11 protein-coding genes and 1 pseudogene are annotated in these 17,445 nt (G+C 75.7%); 6 read left to right on the plus strand and 6 right to left on the minus strand.

Annotation, left to right across the window (positions count from 1 at the left end):
• Nucleotides 1-29 precede the first annotated feature (29 nt).
• Nucleotides 30-1,292: an MFS transporter gene (locus ACFRFC_RS07565; protein WP_382686489.1), complete on the plus strand. Its 1,263-nt coding sequence runs from the start codon at nucleotides 30-32 to the stop codon at nucleotides 1,290-1,292.
• A 211-nt stretch (nucleotides 1,293-1,503) separates the two neighbouring features.
• Here the strand turns inward: ACFRFC_RS07565 and ACFRFC_RS07570 are convergent, their stop codons facing one another.
• From ACFRFC_RS07570 to ACFRFC_RS07580, 3 genes are all read right to left on the minus strand, one after another.
• A complete protein-coding gene (locus ACFRFC_RS07570) occupies nucleotides 1,504-4,428 on the minus strand; it encodes an AAA family ATPase (protein ID WP_382686486.1) in 2,925 nt (974 codons plus the stop codon).
• 181 nt (nucleotides 4,429-4,609) lie between these two features.
• Nucleotides 4,610-4,816 carry a hypothetical protein gene (locus ACFRFC_RS07575; protein ID WP_382686484.1) on the minus strand — a complete coding sequence of 69 codons (207 nt, stop codon included), beginning with the start codon at nucleotides 4,814-4,816 and terminating at the stop codon, nucleotides 4,610-4,612.
• 75 nt (nucleotides 4,817-4,891) lie between these two features.
• The gene (locus ACFRFC_RS07580; protein ID WP_382686481.1) at nucleotides 4,892-8,122 is read right to left on the minus strand and encodes a type 2 lanthipeptide synthetase LanM family protein; all 3,231 of its coding nucleotides are present in this window, start codon (nucleotides 8,120-8,122) and stop codon (nucleotides 4,892-4,894) included.
• Between the two features lie 470 nt (nucleotides 8,123-8,592).
• Between ACFRFC_RS07580 and ACFRFC_RS07585 the strand changes: the two genes are divergently transcribed.
• Both ACFRFC_RS07585 and ACFRFC_RS07590 read left to right on the plus strand, forming a co-directional pair.
• Nucleotides 8,593-9,204: a LuxR C-terminal-related transcriptional regulator gene (locus tag ACFRFC_RS07585; RefSeq protein WP_382686479.1), complete on the plus strand. Its 612-nt coding sequence runs from the start codon at nucleotides 8,593-8,595 to the stop codon at nucleotides 9,202-9,204.
• Nucleotides 9,201-9,815 carry a response regulator transcription factor gene (locus ACFRFC_RS07590; RefSeq protein WP_382686476.1) on the plus strand — a complete coding sequence of 205 codons (615 nt, stop codon included), beginning with the start codon at nucleotides 9,201-9,203 and terminating at the stop codon, nucleotides 9,813-9,815. The genes ACFRFC_RS07585 and ACFRFC_RS07590 overlap by 4 nt, the downstream gene beginning before the upstream one ends.
• 338 nt (nucleotides 9,816-10,153) lie before the next feature.
• Here ACFRFC_RS07590 and ACFRFC_RS07595 read toward each other — a convergent pair.
• The 3 genes and pseudogenes from ACFRFC_RS07595 to ACFRFC_RS07605 form a co-directional block, all read right to left on the minus strand.
• A pseudogene (locus tag ACFRFC_RS07595) lies at nucleotides 10,154-10,990 on the minus strand (Type 1 glutamine amidotransferase-like domain-containing protein).
• 177 nt (nucleotides 10,991-11,167) lie between these two features.
• On the minus strand, nucleotides 11,168-11,860 hold the full coding sequence (locus ACFRFC_RS07600) for a 4'-phosphopantetheinyl transferase family protein (protein WP_382687031.1): 693 nt from the start codon (nucleotides 11,858-11,860) through the stop codon (nucleotides 11,168-11,170).
• Between the two features lie 133 nt (nucleotides 11,861-11,993).
• On the minus strand, nucleotides 11,994-12,245 hold the full coding sequence (locus ACFRFC_RS07605) for an MbtH family protein (RefSeq protein WP_382687034.1): 252 nt from the start codon (nucleotides 12,243-12,245) through the stop codon (nucleotides 11,994-11,996).
• A gap of 259 nt (nucleotides 12,246-12,504) precedes the next feature.
• On the opposite strand from ACFRFC_RS07605, the gene ACFRFC_RS07610 reads away from it, so the two are divergent.
• The 3 genes from ACFRFC_RS07610 to ACFRFC_RS07620 form a co-directional block, all read left to right on the plus strand.
• A complete protein-coding gene (locus ACFRFC_RS07610; RefSeq protein WP_382687037.1) occupies nucleotides 12,505-14,826 on the plus strand; it encodes a lantibiotic dehydratase in 2,322 nt (773 codons plus the stop codon).
• The gene (locus ACFRFC_RS07615; RefSeq protein ID WP_382687040.1) at nucleotides 14,826-16,352 is read left to right on the plus strand and encodes an amino acid adenylation domain-containing protein; all 1,527 of its coding nucleotides are present in this window, start codon (nucleotides 14,826-14,828) and stop codon (nucleotides 16,350-16,352) included. Before ACFRFC_RS07610 ends, ACFRFC_RS07615 begins: the two co-directional genes overlap by 1 nt.
• Nucleotides 16,349-17,445 (plus strand): threonine/serine dehydratase (locus ACFRFC_RS07620; RefSeq protein ID WP_383112594.1); only part of this gene is annotated, 1,097 nt, incomplete at its 3' end. The genes ACFRFC_RS07615 and ACFRFC_RS07620, both read left to right, overlap by 4 nt.

Below are 17,445 nucleotides of genomic sequence, written 5' to 3' on the forward strand. Positions count from 1 at the left end.
CCCCACGTCCCCACGAAGAGAGGCACCCCATGGCCACCACCCTCGTCGCGGACCGGCCGCGGCTGTGGGAGCCCGTCCGGCACCGCTCCTTCCGTCTGCTGTGGACGGGACAGGCACTGTCCCTGCTCGGTGACGGGTTCAGCGTCGTCGCGTTCTCCTGGATCACGCTCAGCCTGACCGGCTCCACCCTCACCCTCGGCTACGTCCTGGCCTTCCAGGCCGTGCCCCGCGCCCTGCTCACCCTGGTGGGCGGCACCCTCGGCGACACCTGGTCCACCCGCACCCTGATGGTGGTCTCCAGCTGGACCAGATCCGCCCTGATGGCCACGGTCGGCGTCGCCGGACTCACCGGGCACCTCACCGTGTGGATGCTGTGCGCCGCCGCCGCGGCCTTCGGAGCCGTCGACGCCTTCTTCCAGCCCGCCCGTGTCTCCATCCTCCCCTCGGTGGTCGACAAGGACCTGATCGCCCCGGCCAACGCCCTGCTGGGCGCCGGGGCGCGCACGGCGGCGGTCCTCGGCCCGGCCATCGGCGGTGTCGTCATCGCCTTCTCCCAGGCACCGGTCGCCTTCCTCGTCGACGCCGTCTGCTTCGCCCTGTGCGGACTGTGCGTGGCCCGCATCCGCACCCGCCCCCGGTCCGACGCCCCCGCCTCCGGGCCCACCCCGAAGGGCCCTTCCCCCAAGGGCCCCTCCCTGGGCGCCCGGATCCGCGAAGGCGTCGGCTACACCCTGCGCGACCCGCGCCTGCGTACCATCGTCGCCCTCGACACAGCGGTCAACTTCTGTTACGCGGGTCCCTTCACGGTCGGTTTCGTCACCCTCGCCGACCAGGTGCTGCGCGGTGGCTCGGCCACCCTCGGCGTGCTCAACGGCGCGCTGGCCGGTGGCGCGGTGCTCGGCACCCTCGCCGCCGGCGCCGTCGGCGGACGCCCCCGGGTCGGGCTGCTGGTGGCCGGCCTCGCCGGATGGCTGGGCGCCGGGATGGCGATCCTCGGCCTGGCCCAGAGCACGCCGGTCGTGGTGGGGACCGTGCTGGCCATGGGCTTCGCCATCGGCTACCAGGGCGTGTTCGGACTGAGCTGGATCCAGCGGAACATCCCGCAGGACATCCTGACCCGCGTCGTCTCGGTCGACATGGTGCTCGGCTACGCCGCCGCCCCGCTGTCACTGATCCTGTGCGGTGCCCTGGCCGGGACGGGGCACTTCGCCCTGTTCGCGGTCGTCGCCGCGATCCTGGCCGTCACCGGCCTGGCAGTGCTCGGCTCCCGAGCGGTGCGCGAGATGCGGTAGCCGCCGAGCCCCCTCAGCCGCTCCACCGGGCCTGCTCAGCCGTCCCGCCGGGCTTCTTCAGCCGTCCGGCCGGGCCTGCTCAGCCGCTCCGCCGGGCTTGCTCAGCCGTCCGGCCGGGCCTGCTCAGCCGCTCCGCCGGGCTTGCTCAGCCGTCCGGCCGGGCCTGCTCAGCCGCTCCGCCGGGCTTGCTCAGCCGTCCCGCCGAGCCCCCTCAGCCGTCCCGCAGAGCGGCCGACCGCGCGCACAGATCCGCGCGGTTGGCCGCTCCCGTCTTGGTGATCAGGCTCGCGATGTGCTTCTCCGCCGTACGGGGGGAGATGAACAGCCGGTCGGCTATGTCCTTGTTGCCCAGCCGCTCCGCCAGCAGGCGGAACACCTCGAACTCCCGGACGGTCACCCCTTGGGTGCGCAGCTGTTCGGGAATGCCGCTGGTGCCGCTGCGGTGCTGGTGCACCGGGGCGCCCAGCCGGCGCAGCCCCGCCCGGCAGGCCCCGGTGACGGCCGCGATGTCCCGTTCGTGGAAGTAGTGCTCGGCCCGCCGCAGCCAGCCCACCGGATCGCCCCAGCCGTCCTCGTACGCGGCGTCCGCGATCAGCCGCAGTCCCAGGTGCCGGCTCAGCGGATAGGGTTCCGCCGCCGCCAGCGCCGACTCCACGGCCGCCGCCGCCCGCGCCCCGGCACCCTCGCGTCCCAGCAGCACGGCCTCCGCGAGCAGGACGAACTGCCGGTTCCACCGCATCCGGGCCATCGCGGTCGCCGTGATCTCCTCGTGCCGCACCCGGTCGGTGTCCCCGGCCAGCACGTCCAGCAGCAGCACCAGGCCGTGGGTGCCGCTGAGGTGGTACGTGGACGGGTTCTCCGCCTCCAGCGCCAGCACCGCCGCCAGCTCCGCGCGGGCCAGCGGCCGGTTCTCCTCCAGCAGGGAGCAGAAGGCCCGGGCAAGGCCCAGACCGAGCGGTTCCTCCTGCGAACCGGCGCCGTCCCACTCGGCGAACGCCGCGAGCGCCGACTCCATCGCGGCGCGGTTCCCGTGGTGCGCCTCCAGCGTGGCCCGCGCCATCAGGACGTAGCGCACGGCGGGTGCCAGACGCAGGCGGCGGACGACGGCCAGGGACTCGTCGGCGGCGGACCGCGCGGACGCGTCCTCGCCGCGCAGGACGGCGTCGAGGACGAGGATGCCGTCCACCGTGTGCACGATGTTCACCGAGCCCAGGCGCAATGCCTCCTGGCGGGCCGCCAGCAGGCCGGAGGTGTCGCCCTCGGCGAGCCAGGCGTTGCCGCCCATCCGGGTGGCCGCGTACATCCGCTGCAACGGCAGCCGGTTGCGTTCCGCGGTGGTCAGCGCCTGCTGGAGCATGGCCGCCGACTCCTGCGGGTCCCGTTCGCGGGCCACGGTGGCGAGCAGTTCCCACGCCTGGCAGGCCACGACGGGCAGTCCGTGCCGTTCGGCGGCGTCGGCGGCGGAGCGGGCGAGCTTCTCGGCGTGCTGGGTGCGGTCCGGGCCGGGTGTGTCCAGGGCCAGGTAGGCGGCCGTGACGTCCACCGCCGCCGCGGTCGCCTCGGTCGTCTCGTCGGGTACGGCCGTCAGCACCTCGCGGGCCCGTGCGATCTGCCGGTTGCCGTCGCTCCAGCGGCCCGCGGTGTGCGCCACCTTGGCCAGCCGCGTGTGCAGCGTGGCCAGGCGTACGGCGCTGAGGCCGGCGCCGCCCAGTGCGTGCAGGTCGTCCACGAGGTCGAAGGCGCGGGCGAAGTCGCCCGCCTCGGCGAGCGCGGGCAGCAGGTTCTCCAGCACGGCGGCCCGCGCCTGCGGATCGTCCGCGTCCCCGAGCAGTTCCTCGGCGCGGCTGAGCAGTGTCACGGCGGAGTTCAGCGCGCCCGCCGCCAGGGCGTGCCCGCCCGCGTCGGCGTACAGCGACCCGGCCTCGACCCGGTCGCCCGCAGCGCAGCGCAGTCCGGCCGCCAGCGCGCACCAGTCGCCCTCCAGCCCCGGGTGCAGTGCCTCGACCGCCTCCGCGCCCCGCCGCGCCAGCTCCGCCCGGTGGCCCGGCGTCATCTGGGTGAACAGGGCCTCCACGGTGGGGGAGTGGCGGAAGGAGTACCAGTCGGGCGCGGGCTCGTCCGGCACGACCAGGCGGGCGGCGACACCCGCGTGCAGATGGCCGAGCAGGGTCCGGTCGTCGACGCCGGTCATGTGCTGGAGCACGGAGAGCGGGAAGCGGCGGCCGAGCACGGCGGCGGCCGACAGCAGGGTCAGACCCTGGGTGCCCAGCCGGTCGATGCGCCGCAGGATGCCGCGGGCCAGCGTCGAGGAAACGTCACGGCGCAGGTCTCCGACGGCCCGCCAGCCGTCGGGTCCCTGCACCAGCGTGCCCGAGCCGATCATCGACTGAAGCAGCTCCTCGACCAGGTAGGGGCTGCCCGCGCTGTCCTCCCACAGCCGTCGCAGCACCTCGGCGGGGACGTCGTCGGGGCTGTCCGCGCCGAGCTGCGCGGCGATCACCTCGTGCACCTGCGGCCGGGTCAGCGGCGCCAGTTCGACCAGCACGGCGGCGCCACGGCGGCGGGCGGACTGCGCGAGGTCCAGCGCGTCGCTGATGTCCGTGCGCACGGTCGCCAGCAGCAGGACGGGGGTGTACTCCAGGTTGTCGACCAGGTACTCCAGGACGCCGATCGTCTCGGGGTCGGCGTGGTGCAGGTCCTCCAGGAACAGTAACTGGCCCTGGCCGCGCCCGGTGGCGATGAGCAGGCGCAGGACGGCCTCGCCCAGGATGACCATGGAGCTGCTGTCGCGTTCCCCGGTGTCCCAGTCGGGGATCAGCCGTCCCAGGACCGTGCGGTAGGGGCCGAGCGCGAGATCGTCCAGGGGTTCGCCGCCGCGGAACAGCGACATCAGGGCCTCGGTCAGCGGCCGGAACGGTACGGCGGGGCCGGTGGTGGTGCTCCGGCCGCGCAGCACCCGCATCCCGGAGTCCAGCGCGCCGCCCACGGCCTCCGCCGCGAGCCGGGACTTGCCGGCTCCGGCCTCGCCGACCAGGAAGACGACACCGCCCCGGCCCTGCCTCGCCTCGGCCATGGCGCGTGCGAGCTGGGTGAGTTGGGGGTCCCGCCCGACCAGGGATGGCGCATGGGAACGCATGAACGCAGATGATAATCGGCATAGTTGGGCCTGCGGCAGTGCGGACGGGGCCTAGATCGAACGGAGTTGCGGTCGAGGCGGCGTGCGGGGCCCGGCGGCGGCCCCGGGTGCCCCGGGAACGCCGCGGCGCGGACCCGCTGGGCGGGCCCGCGCCATCACGCGCGACTACGTGGGATGTCGGTCAGTTGGGTGCGGAGACCGAGGTGTCCAGGGTGCTCAGCGTGATGACGATGCCGCTGGTGAGGACCATGCCGGCCAGCACACGGGCGCGGGCGCAGGCGCGGTTGCGGCCGGAGAGGGTGATGCCGCCCGCCGCGTCCTGCTCGGCGGCGGCGGAGTCGGCGCCGGTGAACTCGGCGGAGTCGGCGGCGATGAGGTTCTTGTCCATGACGGTGGTCCCCTTCTGATGTCCCGTGCGGGGGGCACGGGCTGGAGGTGGGAGGTGCCGTGGTGCTGACGAATCTCAGGTGCGGGCGGGCCGGAGGGTGCTGGGGTGGTGCAGTAGCAGGACCGACGGGACGGTCTCGGGGTGGGCCAGGCGGAGCAGTCCGTAGCCGATGCCGGACAGGCCGGTCATCAGGCCCGGCGAGGGAACGTGGTCGGGGGTGGCACATCGGTGGCCCTGCGCCTCGACGAGGGCGAGCGCCTGGCCGCTGTGCCGGTGCAGGGCCGACCGGGCGGTGGTGTCGCCGCGTCCGGCCAGGACGGCCAGGGCCTCCAGCCTGCCGAGCGCGCCCCGGGCGAGGCTGAGATCGGGGCCGGTCGGGGCGTTCGCGAGCGGGGCGCCGACGCCGGAGGGGCGTTCGCCGACGCTGGAGGGGCTGTCGCTGGTGCCGGAGGGCCGGGTGACTGTGTCGGAGGGCCGGGTGACTGCGTCGGAGGGCCGGGCGCCGACGCCGGAGGACCGGGCGCCGCCGCCGGAGGGCCGGATGACGGCGGCCCTTCCGGCCAGCCCGTCCGACCAGGACAGGTCCGTCTCGTCGTCGGTGTGCGGGATCGAGCCGAGCAGGCTGTGAGCCAGCGCCATGGGACGCGGGGCGCGCTCCGGCCCGAGGTCGGCGTAGCGCAGCAGCGCCCAGGCGATCCCGGTCGTGCCGTCCGCGAAACCGGCCGACGGCGGCGGGAGGTGACCGTCGCCGGCGCGGTCCGCGGGCGTCTCCAGCAGCAGGTCCTCCACCGCGTCCGCCAGCCGCAGCGCCGCCGGATCACCGGTGGCCTCGTACGCGGCGACGGCGGCGGCCAGCGCACCGGCCCTGCCCTGGGCGAGCCCCGGTTCGGGGCAGGCGGCCGCCGCGTGGCCCAGCGCGGTCAGCGCGTACGGCAGACACGCCTCCAGTCCGTCACCGAGGAGCGCGGCGAGCCGGACCACGGCGTACACGATCCCGCCCAGCCCGTCGTAGGCGCCGGGGCCCGCCGCCGCGCTCAGCTCCGGATCGTCGGCGAGCGCCTTGAGGAGCGCGGGGAGCGGGCGCACCGCCTCCCGGGCCGCCGCGGCGTACCGTCCGGCTCCGGCGAGGGCGTCGGTGTGGGCCAGGAACAGGGCCACCCCGCAGTAGCCCTGCGCGAGTCCGGCGCCCATCGGCAGCACCGCCCAGTGCGGTCCCGCGACCCGTTCCAGACCGATCCAGTTGGTGCGCGAGCCGCCCCGTACCGCCCGGGCGGCGATCTCGTCGGCGATTCCGCACGCGGCGGCCAGCAGCCGGGACGGCTCGGGTGCCACCGGCGGCACCGGCGCCACCGCCAGTTCCGACCTCGGCCGGTCCAGCGGTGAACCCGCGCCGCGCACCGCGAGGGTGGCGGAGATGATCCACTCCTGGTCGTGGCAGTCGACCTCGTCCATCCGGCCGATCTTCTCCCGTACGGCCGTCACCGCGGCCACCGGCAGCACGCCGGGCACCGGGGCGCCGTCGTCGGAGCGGACCGCGGTGCCGCAGGGCCGGTGGGTGAAGAAGGGGATGTCACCGCGCCACAGGGCGGCGGTCTCGTGCTCGGCCAGCCGCTCCCGCGCCGCGTCGTGCTCGGACTCGCTCCACAGCACCGCGAACACCCCTTCCCGGGCGAGCGCGTCGCCCAGCAGGGCGGGGTGGGCGGACTCCTCCAGCAGCGTCGCGTACAGCCGGGTAGCGCGGGCGATCAGCCGGGCCGGGCGGTCCGCCCACCGGGCCAACGGGCCATCGGCGTCGAGCAGTTCGCGACGGTGTTCGCTGATCGCCGCGTAGGCGGTGCGGAATCCCTCCAGCAGGGCCGCCGAGTGGTCGGCACCGGCGAGGGACGTACCCGCGGGCAGCGGGTGGTTCTGCGCGGCCGGGCTGGCCAGCGGGCCGCGCACGGCCCGCATGGTGTCCTGTCCGCTGTCCTCCCAGCGCAGCCCCTCGCCGGGGAAGGTGCCGTCGGTGTCCCGCCCGAGCGCGGAGATGTCCAGGGCGCCGTGCTCGCCGATGAGGAGATGGGGGAGCAGACAGGTGCGGTGCACGGAGGCGGCCAGGGCGTCCGCCGCCGGGTCGGTGCCCGCCGTCAGGGCCTGTCCGAGGCCGGTGTGCAGCAGGGTCTCGGCGTCCACGAGGACGGGCTGGTCGCCGTGGGCGATGACGTTCTCGTAGTGCATGTCGGCGCCGTCCACCGCGTACAGCAGGGCCAGCAGGGCGCCCTGGCGGCGGTAGAAGGCGTCGGTCTCGGTGACCGTGCCGCACCAGCGGTGCTCGATGAACTCCAGCCAGCCGTAGGCGTCGTGGCGCACCGTGCGCGCGGTGCGCAGGTCCAGTCCGGGCACCTTGGCGTTGAGCCAGGCGACCAGGGTGTCGAGCAGGGCGTGCTGGTCGAGCGGCCGTGGCTTGTGGACGAGCCGGCTGCCGTCGGCGAAGTGCAGGACCGCAACAGAACGGTTGCCCTGGTGGGCGTCGCCGCGGCCGAGGTCGACGCGGACCAGGGAGCCCGGCGCGCGGCCGCCCAGGAGGCCGGCGGTCAGGGAGTCCCGGTCGGCCTGGAAGCGGGTGATGAGTTCGGCGGCGGCCGCCGTGGCGTCCAGGGCGGTCCGGGCGAGCATCCTGGCCAGCACCGGGTAGCCGGCGAACAGTTCGGTCAGCCCCCGGCGGGTGCCGGCGGCCGCGCCGAAGGAGGCGAACCGCTCCCGCGGACCGGCTCCCGTCAGACGCCGGGAGCGCCGCGCCATGTGGAGTTCGTGGACCAGGGTGCGGGCGGCCTGGCGGACCAGCTGGCGGGTCAGCCGCTCGGTGAATCCTTCCAGCCAGACGGCTCGTTCGGCGTCCGGGACACCGGCCATCAGGTCCACCAGACGCGCTGCGGCCACGGCGGCCACCGGCCTGACGACCGGGGCGAACGCGTCGGGGCCCTCGCCTCCCACCTCGACCTCGGGAAGGGTGTCGGGCGCCGTGGCCAGCACCGTCTCCGCGTACACCGCCCAGTCGGGCTTCGCCGCCCGGGCGGCCAGCCGCTCGGCGGGCTCGGCCGCCAGCGCGGCCGCCGTGCCCGCGTCGACGCCCAGCCGGTCCAGCCGCAGGGCGAAGCCCTCCGCGTCCCCGGCCGTCCAGGGCAGCGTCCCCGGGGCGTCGGTTCCGGCGGACGCCGCGGGAGGCCCGGGGGCGGCGAGCCGCTCCGTGAGGGTCAGCGCCGGGGCCCACCAGGTGGCGGGGAGTCCGGCGCTCCGGGGAGTCGGGAGGCTTGCGGTGTCGGTCACGAGAAAGAAGGTCGCAGACGCCCCGGGGCCCCCACATGGGTATCCGTCCCCCATATTCTCCGCGGGCCCCCGCCCATCGGTGCGGGTATGGTGGGGGGAGGAGTCCGGGAAACCGCAGGTGGAAGGCGCGCTCGGTGGTATCCGCCCAAGCGACGGCCCAGGGTGCGTGACCCGCGGGAACTCCTGTGCGGGGGCCAGGAGGACGTCCGGGCGTCCAGACCCCATTCAAGGAACTCCCGCCCCGCCGCCCACGCCCGCCGGGCCGATCGGGCACCCTCCGTACCCCCTCCGTACCCCCGCTCATTCGCTCACCCGGCCGCTGCCGGGGGTGGGGACCGGCCCCGCGCGGAAAAGTGGGGGCCGTCTACCGATCCGCCCGCACCGGTACGGCAGGCAGGGTGTTCCCACGTCCCCATGCCAGACCGCCCGCGGAGCCCCGGCCGGGCGGACGACTCTCCAAGGAGCAGCAGATGGGCGCACCCGTACCTGTCAGTGTGGCCGCCCTCGACCCAGTGTTGGAGGCAGGCACCCGCACGACCCTGCTCGTCCACCCCGAACTGACCGTGTGCGAGCCCGCCGACGCGCGGGTCGCCGTCCTCATGGTGGACCGGCTCGGTCCGGCCGAGCTGGACATGGTGCGGGCCACCCGCACCCAGCCCCACCGCCCCGCCGTCGTCCTGGCGGCGGGCACGCTCGCCTCGGGGGACGTCCTGCACGCACTCGCCGCCGGCGCCCGGGGCCTGTTACTGCGCCGCGAGGCCGATGCCTCCCGCCTCGCGCACGCGGTGCTGGCCGCCGCCCGGGACGACTGCACCCTGCCGCCCGGCCTGCTCGAACAGCTCCTGGACCGGCCGGACACGGTCGTCCGCGGCTCCGGCGGCTGGAGCGACGGCATGCTGTCCGACCGGGAGCGCTCCGTGCTGCGCCTGGTGGCCGACGGGCACGAGACGGCGGAGATCGCCCAGCGGCTCGCCTACTCCCCGCGCACCGTGACCACCGTCGTGCACGACATCACCCAGCGGTTCCGGCTGCGCAACCGCGCCCACGCGGTCGCCTACGCGCTGCGGGCGGGCCTGCTGTGACCGCCACCCTGACGGCGCCGCCGGCCGCCCCCGACGTCACGGTGCGGGTCGTGCCCGCCCCGGGCGCGGACCGGGTCCGCGGCCTCGCCGAACGGGCCGGACTCGGCGACGGCACGGGCGCGCACGCGTCCCGCGAGGCGGTCACCGTCATCGTCGCCGCCGACCCGGAACAGGCCCTGCGCGGCGTGGGCGGTGCGGGCCCGCTGCTGCTGGTCTGCGACACCGTCGGCCGCAGCGGCCAACTGCGGGCCCTGCGCGCCGGGGCGGTCGTCGTCTGCGCCGCCGGACTGACCAAGGACACTCTGAGCACCGCCGTCCACCGGGCCGCCCACCCCCATCCGAGCATCCCCTACCCGGAGCTGACCCGCCTGCTGACCACCGGCACCCGCCCGGGCGAGCCGGCGTCCGCTCCCGGCGCCCCGGCCCTGACCGCACGGCAGACCTCGGTCCTGCGCCTGATGGCCGAGGGCCACGGCAACGCCGACATCGCCCTGCTGCTGACCTGCTCCGAACACACCGTCAAGAACGTCATCTACGAGATCATGGCCCGCCTTCAGGCCCGCAACCGCGCCCACGCGGTCGCCCACGCCGTACGACACGGTCTGGTCTGAGCCGCGGACACGCCCGTCCACGACGCGGGGCACGGGAACACGGACCGGGGTCCGGCCCGTGGCCCCGCGCGGTTGTGGGCGTCGGGCCGTGCGGTTGTGTGTGTGGGGCCGCGTGGTCGTGCGGGTCGCCCCGGTCGCTCGTGTGCGTCGCGCCGTGCGGTCGTGCTCGTCGGCTCGTCGGCCCGCGTGGTTGTGCGCGTCGCGCCGTGCGCTCGTGCCCGTCGGCCCGTCGGCCCGTCGGCCCGCGTGGTCGTGCGCGTCGCCCCGCTTGCTCGTGCGCGCCAGCCCGCACGCTCGTGCCCGACACCCCACGGGCTCGTGCCCATCACCCCGCGCGCTCATGCGCGCCGCCCCATGCAGGAGGACGGGAGCCGTCGAGGCACTGGCAGCCGACGCGGCGCGATCCGCTCTTCCACGGCCAGGCCGCCCTCCCGCCGCACCACGTACGCCGCTCTGACCGGCGACTCCGCCACGGCCTCCACGAGCCGGGCCCCCGTTGGACCAGGCCCACCCGCCTCCACAAGCCGGGTACCCCGGTGGACCAGGCCCACCGTAGGCCAGGCCAGGCACACCCCCCCTCGTCCGTGCAGTGGGCCCCGGCGAAGGCGCCGCCGTGGACCAGGCGGTGGATCAGCGGGCGGCGCCCCTCGCCGGAGTCGTGGCACACGCCGTTGCCGTACGGCAGCAGGCCGAGGCCGTCGCTTACGGCCTCATGGCCTCACGGCCTCACCGCCCGCAGCACGGGGCCGAAGGAGCCGGTGGCACCGCCCTCGAACCACCAGATCGAGCCCGCGCTCACCCCCGCCGGCACCACCCTCGGCGTGCCAGACGCGCCGCATCACCTCGTCCAGGGCATGCACCCGCCACACGGCGAGCAGATGCGCCACCGAGCCCGCCGCCCACCCACACCACCTCGTGGCCCAGCACCGTGTCGTCGACGTCCTCGACGCTGGGCATGGGGAACAGCTGAAGCGGCGTCAGGCCGAACCCCGCCGCCCGGGCCGCCTCGGAGACCCGCGCCGCGGTGCCCACGTACAGGATCCCGGGGCGCCCGCCGTGCACGCCGGAGAGGTCGACCGCGTGGTGGGACCAGGGCGTCGAAGCGGATGCGGGCGCGCGAGCCGGGGCGAAGCCCGCCGGAGGTGTCGACGACGGGTCGGTTCGGGCGCTGTCAGGCGCGGGATCGTATGCCGCTCACCGCAGGGGACAACGTGGGTGATCGGTGAAGGCACAGCGTTGGCCGGGTCGTCGCGGACACACCGCGGCGGCGCGGCGGGGACCGCTCCCCGCCGCGCCGCCGTGCCCGTGCCGTGCCCGCGCCGCGCCCGGCCCATGCCCGGCCCGCGCCCGGATCAGCCGCCGCGCAGCGCCACCGCCGCCGCGTAGCCGGACGGGACCAGGACGTCCCGTACCGTCCATCCCGGCGCGGGATCGGCGGGGGTGGGGCCGGTGCCCAGGTAGTCGATCGCCGGATCGCGCACCAGGCCCGTTCCCAGCCCCTTCAGATAGGCCTCCTTGCGCACCCAGGACCGGGTGAACGCGGCCGGACGGCCATACGCGGGCAGGCGTGCCAGCTCGTCCGCCTCGGCCGGGTGCAGTGCCGCCCGCGCGCTGAGCATCACCTTCACGGTGGCCAGTTCCTCCACGTCGACCCCGACCGGCGTCGGCGCCAGCGCCACCAGTACCAAGCCGCCGCTGTGCGACAGCGAGAAGTGCACCCCGGGCGTGCGCAGCACGGGGCGTCCGTGTGGCCCGCCGCAGCCCGCGCAGGGTTCGCGCCCCAGCGGCAGGGCCTCGGCGCTCACCCCGAGGACGACGCTCAGCACACCCCGCAGCGCCGCGTGGGCGACCACGTAGGCGTCACGGTCCCGGTCGTGCCGGAAGGCTCGGGCGCGGGCCCGCTCCTCCGCGTCCAGCACCTCGCCGGCGTCCCGGAGAACCTGCGTGTCCTGCTCCGCGACCCGGGCCAGATACAGCTCCAGCGGGACACGCAGGGCCCGGGGACCCCGTACGGCCGCCCCGGCCCGCAGCCCGGACAGGTCCACAGGGGCCGGACACAACCGCGTTGGCAGCGACAGCGACGGCGACGGCGTCGGCGGGCCGGCCGTGAGCAGGGAGTGCGCCGGCCCTCCCGGCGGGTCATGGGCCGACGGACCCGGCAGCCGGCCCGGGCGCTCCTCAGGCATCGGCCCCTGCCAGCCGCCGACGCAGGCTGAGCGGACGCATGTCCGTCCAGATGACGCCGATGTGGTCCAGGCACGCCTGCCGGCCGCCGCGCAGCCCCTCCGGGTGCCAGCCCGCCGGCAGTTCGCGGTCCGCTCGCCAGATCGAGTACTGCTCCTCGTCATTGCGCACCACGAGGTACTCCTCGTCGGTGTCCGGACGGACCTCCTCGGCGTCCGCGCCGGGTCCGAAGTCGGGTTGCGTCACGGTGAACCTCCCGCGGGTGATGGGACCGGCCGCAGGTCACGGCCGATACCGACAGCGTGCCGGGGCGCCGGTGGCCGGGGTCAGGGACGAACGCGCCGAACCCGCGGCGCGCGTTGCTGCCGGATCTTCTCTGTCGGACCGGCCCCGCCGCGCGGGACGGTGCTGTGCGGCCGGAGAACCCGGTGAGCCCGGGGCCGACCGCCGTCGGCCCCGGGGCCGGTCGGCTCCCCGCACCCCCCATTTCCGGAAGGAGCACGCGATGTCGGACGAGCATGTACCTGTCCTGCTGCCGGGCGGAGGCTGGCGGCTGTGGGAGCAGTTCGCGCTGCGCGGGCCGGGCTTTCCCGCCGACGGCGTGCTGCGCCTGGCCCCGCCCGGACTGGCCGAGGCCGCCGACAAGTTCGGCCCCGAGACTGCGCTGTCCGGCCCCGAGTGGGACGGCTTCGGCGCGGAACTGTCCGCCGCGGCCGTGGAAACCGCCCGCCACCTCCAGGAGGTCGCCGCCCGGCCCCGCTTCCAGGCGGCCCTCGCCTGGCAGAACCCGGCCGTCCTGCGCACCGGCATCGCCCCGTTCCTGCGCTGGACGCCGGGCGTGGACTCCCGCAGCAGCATGCCCCGCCAGCGTGAGGAACTCGTCGCCCACTACTGGCAGCGGTTCTGCGTGAAGAACGACACCATCGGCTTCTTCGGCCCCGTCGGCTGGGGCCGCTGGGACACCTCCGTCCCCGGCGTCGCCGTCGACACCGGAACCGGCTTCCTGGCCGCGGGCGAGGTCTACTTCTCCGGCTGGGCGATCGACGCCCTGGCGAAGGCACTCGCCGAGGACACCGAGCTGATGCGCTGGATCCCGCCGCGCCGCGTCTCCATCGTCCGTGCCCTCGACGGGACGGTACGGGTGCCCGGCCGGCCCGCGCAGCCGGTGGGGGAGCGCGAAGCGGCCGTACTGGAACTGTGCGACGGGACCCGCGCGGTGGCCGCGATCGCCGCCCGGCTGGCCCTGCCGGAGGACGAAGTGACCGCGTCCGTCCAGGAGTTGACGCGACGGCGCTGGGTGCAGTGGCTGCTGAAGGTGCCCGCGGCCACCCACCCCGACCGCGCCCTGCGCGCCATACTGGAACGGGTTCCCGAGGCGGCGGCCCGCGACCGCGCGCTCGCCAAGCTGGCCGTCCTGGAGGGCCGCCGCGACGCGGTGCGCGCCGCCGGCGACGACGCCACCGCGCTGACCGCCGCCGTCGGTGCCCTCGAAGCCGACTTCGCCGCCCTCACCGACACGGAGGCCCAGCGCGCCAAGGGCGACCGGACCGCGCCCTGCCGCGGCCTCGTCTACTCCGACACCCGCCGCGCCGCCACCGCCACCGCCGGACCGGGCCTGCTGGCCCGACTGGAACCCCTCGAACTGTGCCTGACCGCCGCCCGCTGGATGACCAACCGCTTCGCCGACGGCATCCGCGCCCGCCTGCGCACCGTGTACGACCGGCTCGCCGCGGACGGCACCCCCGTCGACCTCGCCACGCTGTGGCTGCACACCCTGCCCTCCCCGCACCCCGAGGCCGGCGACCTCATCGACGCCGTCCAGGCCGAACTCCGCGCCAAGTGGGCCCGCCTCCTCGACATCCCGGACGGTGCGCGCAGCGTCCGGCGGACCACCGCCGACCTCGCCGACCGCGTCCGCGAGGAGTTCGACGAACCCGGCGACGGCTGGTCCCAGGCCCGCTACATCAGCCCCGACGTCCTGGTCGTCGCCGCCGACGACGCGGCCCTGGCGCGCGGCGACGTCGAACTGGTCCTGGGGGAGATGCACTGCGCCCTGAACACCATGGGTGCCTCCCTCTTCGTGCACCAGCACCCCGACCGGGGCGAACTGCTCGCCGAGACCACCCGCGACTTCCCCGCCCCCCGTCTGCTGCCCATGCTCGCGAAGGAGCTGCCGCTGAAATGGTCCACCCGCAGCCGCCCCTCGCTCGACCGCGACCAGGACCACTACGTCTCCCTTGTCGACCAGACCGGGGACCCGCACCGCCCGCGCACCGTGCTGAGCGCCGACGTCCAGGTGCAGGACACCGGCGGCCGGCTGACCGCCGTCCTGCCCGACGGCACCCGCTACGACCTCCTGGACGCCTACGCCAACACCCTCACCCAGCGCGTCATGGACCGCTTCACCCTGCGCCCCGAGGGCGACCACACCCCGCGCATCACCGTCGACCGCATGATCCTGGCCCGCGAGACCTGGCAACTCCCGGTGACGGAGGCCGACTTCGCCGACGAGAAGACGGAGGCCGCCCGCTTCGTCCGGGCCCGCCACTGGCAGCGCCGCCACGACCTGCCGCGCTTCGTCTTCATCGTCTCCCCGACCGAACCCCGCCCGTTCTACGTCGATTTCGACAGCCCCGTCTACACCACCATCCTCGCCAAGGCCGCCCGCAGGCTCGCCGCCAAGGACCCCGGCGCCCGCCTGAAGGTCAGCGAGATGCTGCCCACCCCCGAACAGGCCTGGCTCACCGACGCCGACGGGCAGCGCTACACCTCCGAGCTCCGCTTCGTCGCCGTCGACCGGACCGTCACCGGCCAGGAAGGACTGTGATGCGCACACTCGCCGACGACCTCGCCGTCCACGCCGCCCGGCACCCGGACCGGATCGCCCTCGACACCCCCGGCGCAGCGGTCACCTACCGTCAGCTCGGCGACCGGATCACCGAACTGGCCCGCCTGCTGCGCTCCCACGGCGTCCGGCCGGAGACCGTGTGCGCCGTCGCCGTGGAGCACGGGCGCGACGCGGTCGCCGCCATGGCCGCCGTGCTGCGCTGCGGCGGGGCCTTCCTCACCCTGGACGTGGGACAGCCCCGCGACCGGCTGGAGTCCTTCGTCCGCAGCGCGGGCGCCCGCCTCCTGCTGACCACCTCCGCCCACGCGCCGGCCCTCGACCTCGGCGTCCCCGTCCTCCACCTCGACCGCCCGGCCCGGCCCGCGCCCGCCGAGGACCCACCCTTCCCGCCCGTCGAGCCCCGTGCCCTCGCCTATGTGAGCCACACCTCCGGCAGCACCGGCGACCCGAGCCCCGTCCTGGTCGAGCACCACGCCCTCGACGGCTACCTGCGGGACACCGCCCGCGCCCTCGGCCTCGGCCCGGACACCGTGGTCCTGCAAACCGCGCCGCTCGGCTACGACGCCTCGATCCGCGACACCTTCGCCCCCTTGCTGGCCGGCGCCCGGCTCGTCCTCGTGGAGCGGTCCAGGCTGCTGCGCCCCACCGAGTTCGTCCGCACCGTGCGCGAGCACCGCGTCAACGCCCTGCTCAGTGTCACCCCCTCCTTCCTGACCCACCTCGCGAGACAGCCCGACGTCCCCGAACCGCTCGCCGGGGTCACCCTCGTCGCCTCCAGCGGCGAGTCCCTGCGGCCCTTCCTCATCGCCGGCGGCCGCCGTCTCGTCCCGGGCCACCTCGTCAACCAGTACGGCCCGACCGAGTGCACCATGACCACCACCCGCCACCACGTGCCCACCGCCCCCGACCCAGCTGCCGACATCGTGCCCGCCGCCCCCGACCCGGCCGCCGACATCGTCGGCCTGCCCCGCCCCGGCACCACGGTCCGCGTCCTGGGCCCCGGCCTCGCGCCCGTCCCCGACGGCACCGTGGGCGAGGTGTACATCGGCGGGTCGGGCGTCGCCCGCGGCTACGGCGGACTCCCGGCCCGCACGGCCGCGTGCTTCGTCCCCGACCCCTACGGCCCCCCGGGCGCACGTCTCTACCGCACCGGCGACCTCGGCCGGTGGACCCCGCAGGGACTGCGCTACGAGGGCCGTGGCGACCGGCAGGTCAAGATCCGCGGCTACCGCGTGGACCCCACCGAGATCGAGGGCGCCCTGCTCACCCATCCCGCGGTGACCGGCGCCGTCATCACCCCCGACACCGACGGCCGGGGCCGCGTCTACCTCGCCGCGCACATCACCGGCGACCACACCACCGCCGACGCGGCCCTCCGCGCCCACCTGGCCCGCACCCTGCCGCCCCACCTCATGCCACGCCACTTCCACCGCCACACGACCCTGCCCACCACCCGCGGCGGCAAGGCCAACCGCCGGGGTCTGATCGCCGGGAGCACCGTATGAGCACCACGACCACCGGTCACCGCCCGGCCCCGCCCCCCGCCCCCGGCCTCCCCGGTCCCGCCGATGTCGCCACCGCCGCCGCCCGCATCGCCCCGTACATCGTCCGCACCCCCCTGCTGCTCGGCCCGGCGAGCACCGACCGCGGCCCGCACCTGCTGCTCAAGGCCGAACACCGCCAGCTCGGCGGCTCGTTCAAGACCCGGGGGGCCGCCAACGCCGTCCTCGGTCTGCACGCCGACCGCCTCGTCACCGGCTCGTCCGGGAACCACGGCATCGCTCTGGCCAGGATCGCCCGCACCCTCGGCCTGCGGCTGACCGTCGTCGTCGCGGCGGGCGCCGCCCCCGCCAAGGTGGCCGCCATCCGCGCCCTGGGCGCCGAGACCGTACGGGTCGGCGGGGGAGTGGCCGAGCGCGAGGAACGCGCCGAGGCACTCGCCGAGTCGACCGGCGCCGCCTTCGTGCCCTCCTCCGACCACTGCCTGGTGGTCGCGGGCCAGGGCACGGTCGGTACCGAACTCCTCACCGACGCCCCCCACACACAGACGGTCTACGTCCCGGTCGGCGGCGGCGGCCTCCTGGCGGGTGTCTGCCTCGCCGCCGCGAGCCACCCGGTGCGGGTGGTCGGCGTCGAACCCGCCCTCACCCCGCGCTACGCCCGTTCGCTGGCCGCCGGGCACCCCGTCCGACTGCCGCCGAGCAGCAGCGTCGCGGACGGTCTGCGCGGCCAGCGCCCCGGACACCTCACCTATCCGATCATCCGTGACCGGGTCGACGACCTGATCGCCGTCGGCGAGGCCGAGATCCTCGCCGCGGCCGACCTGCTGCACCGCCACGGCGTCGACGCCGAACCCAGTGGTGCCGTCGCCCTGGCCGGAGCCCTGCGCGCCGGACGCCGCGAACACGCGGTGGCCGTCGTCTCGGGCGGCAACACCACGGCCCGGCTGCACACCCAGCACCGCCCGGCCACCGCACCGACATCCGCCACGACCACTGCCGCAGCCACCGGCACGACCACGACCACTGCCACTGCCACCGCGCCTGCCACTGCCACCGCGCCTGCCACTGCCACCGCGCCTGCCACTGCCACCGCGCC

Source organism: Streptomyces sp. NPDC056734, assembly GCF_042790455.1.
In the GTDB taxonomy this organism is placed as follows: domain Bacteria; phylum Actinomycetota; class Actinomycetes; order Streptomycetales; family Streptomycetaceae; genus Streptomyces.

Coding starts and splice junctions, on each gene's coding strand:
- ACFRFC_RS07615 (WP_382687040.1), top strand. CDS start 14,826: ATGCGCACACTCGCCGACGACCTCGCCGTCCACGCCGCCCGGCACCCG.
- ACFRFC_RS07585 (WP_382686479.1), top strand. CDS start 8,593: ATGGGCGCACCCGTACCTGTCAGTGTGGCCGCCCTCGACCCAGTGTTG.
- ACFRFC_RS07570 (WP_382686486.1), bottom strand. CDS start 4,428: ATGCGTTCCCATGCGCCATCCCTGGTCGGGCGGGACCCCCAACTCACC.
- ACFRFC_RS07610 (WP_382687037.1), top strand. CDS start 12,505: ATGTCGGACGAGCATGTACCTGTCCTGCTGCCGGGCGGAGGCTGGCGG.
- ACFRFC_RS07575 (WP_382686484.1), bottom strand. CDS start 4,816: ATGGACAAGAACCTCATCGCCGCCGACTCCGCCGAGTTCACCGGCGCC.
- ACFRFC_RS07565 (WP_382686489.1), top strand. CDS start 30: ATGGCCACCACCCTCGTCGCGGACCGGCCGCGGCTGTGGGAGCCCGTC.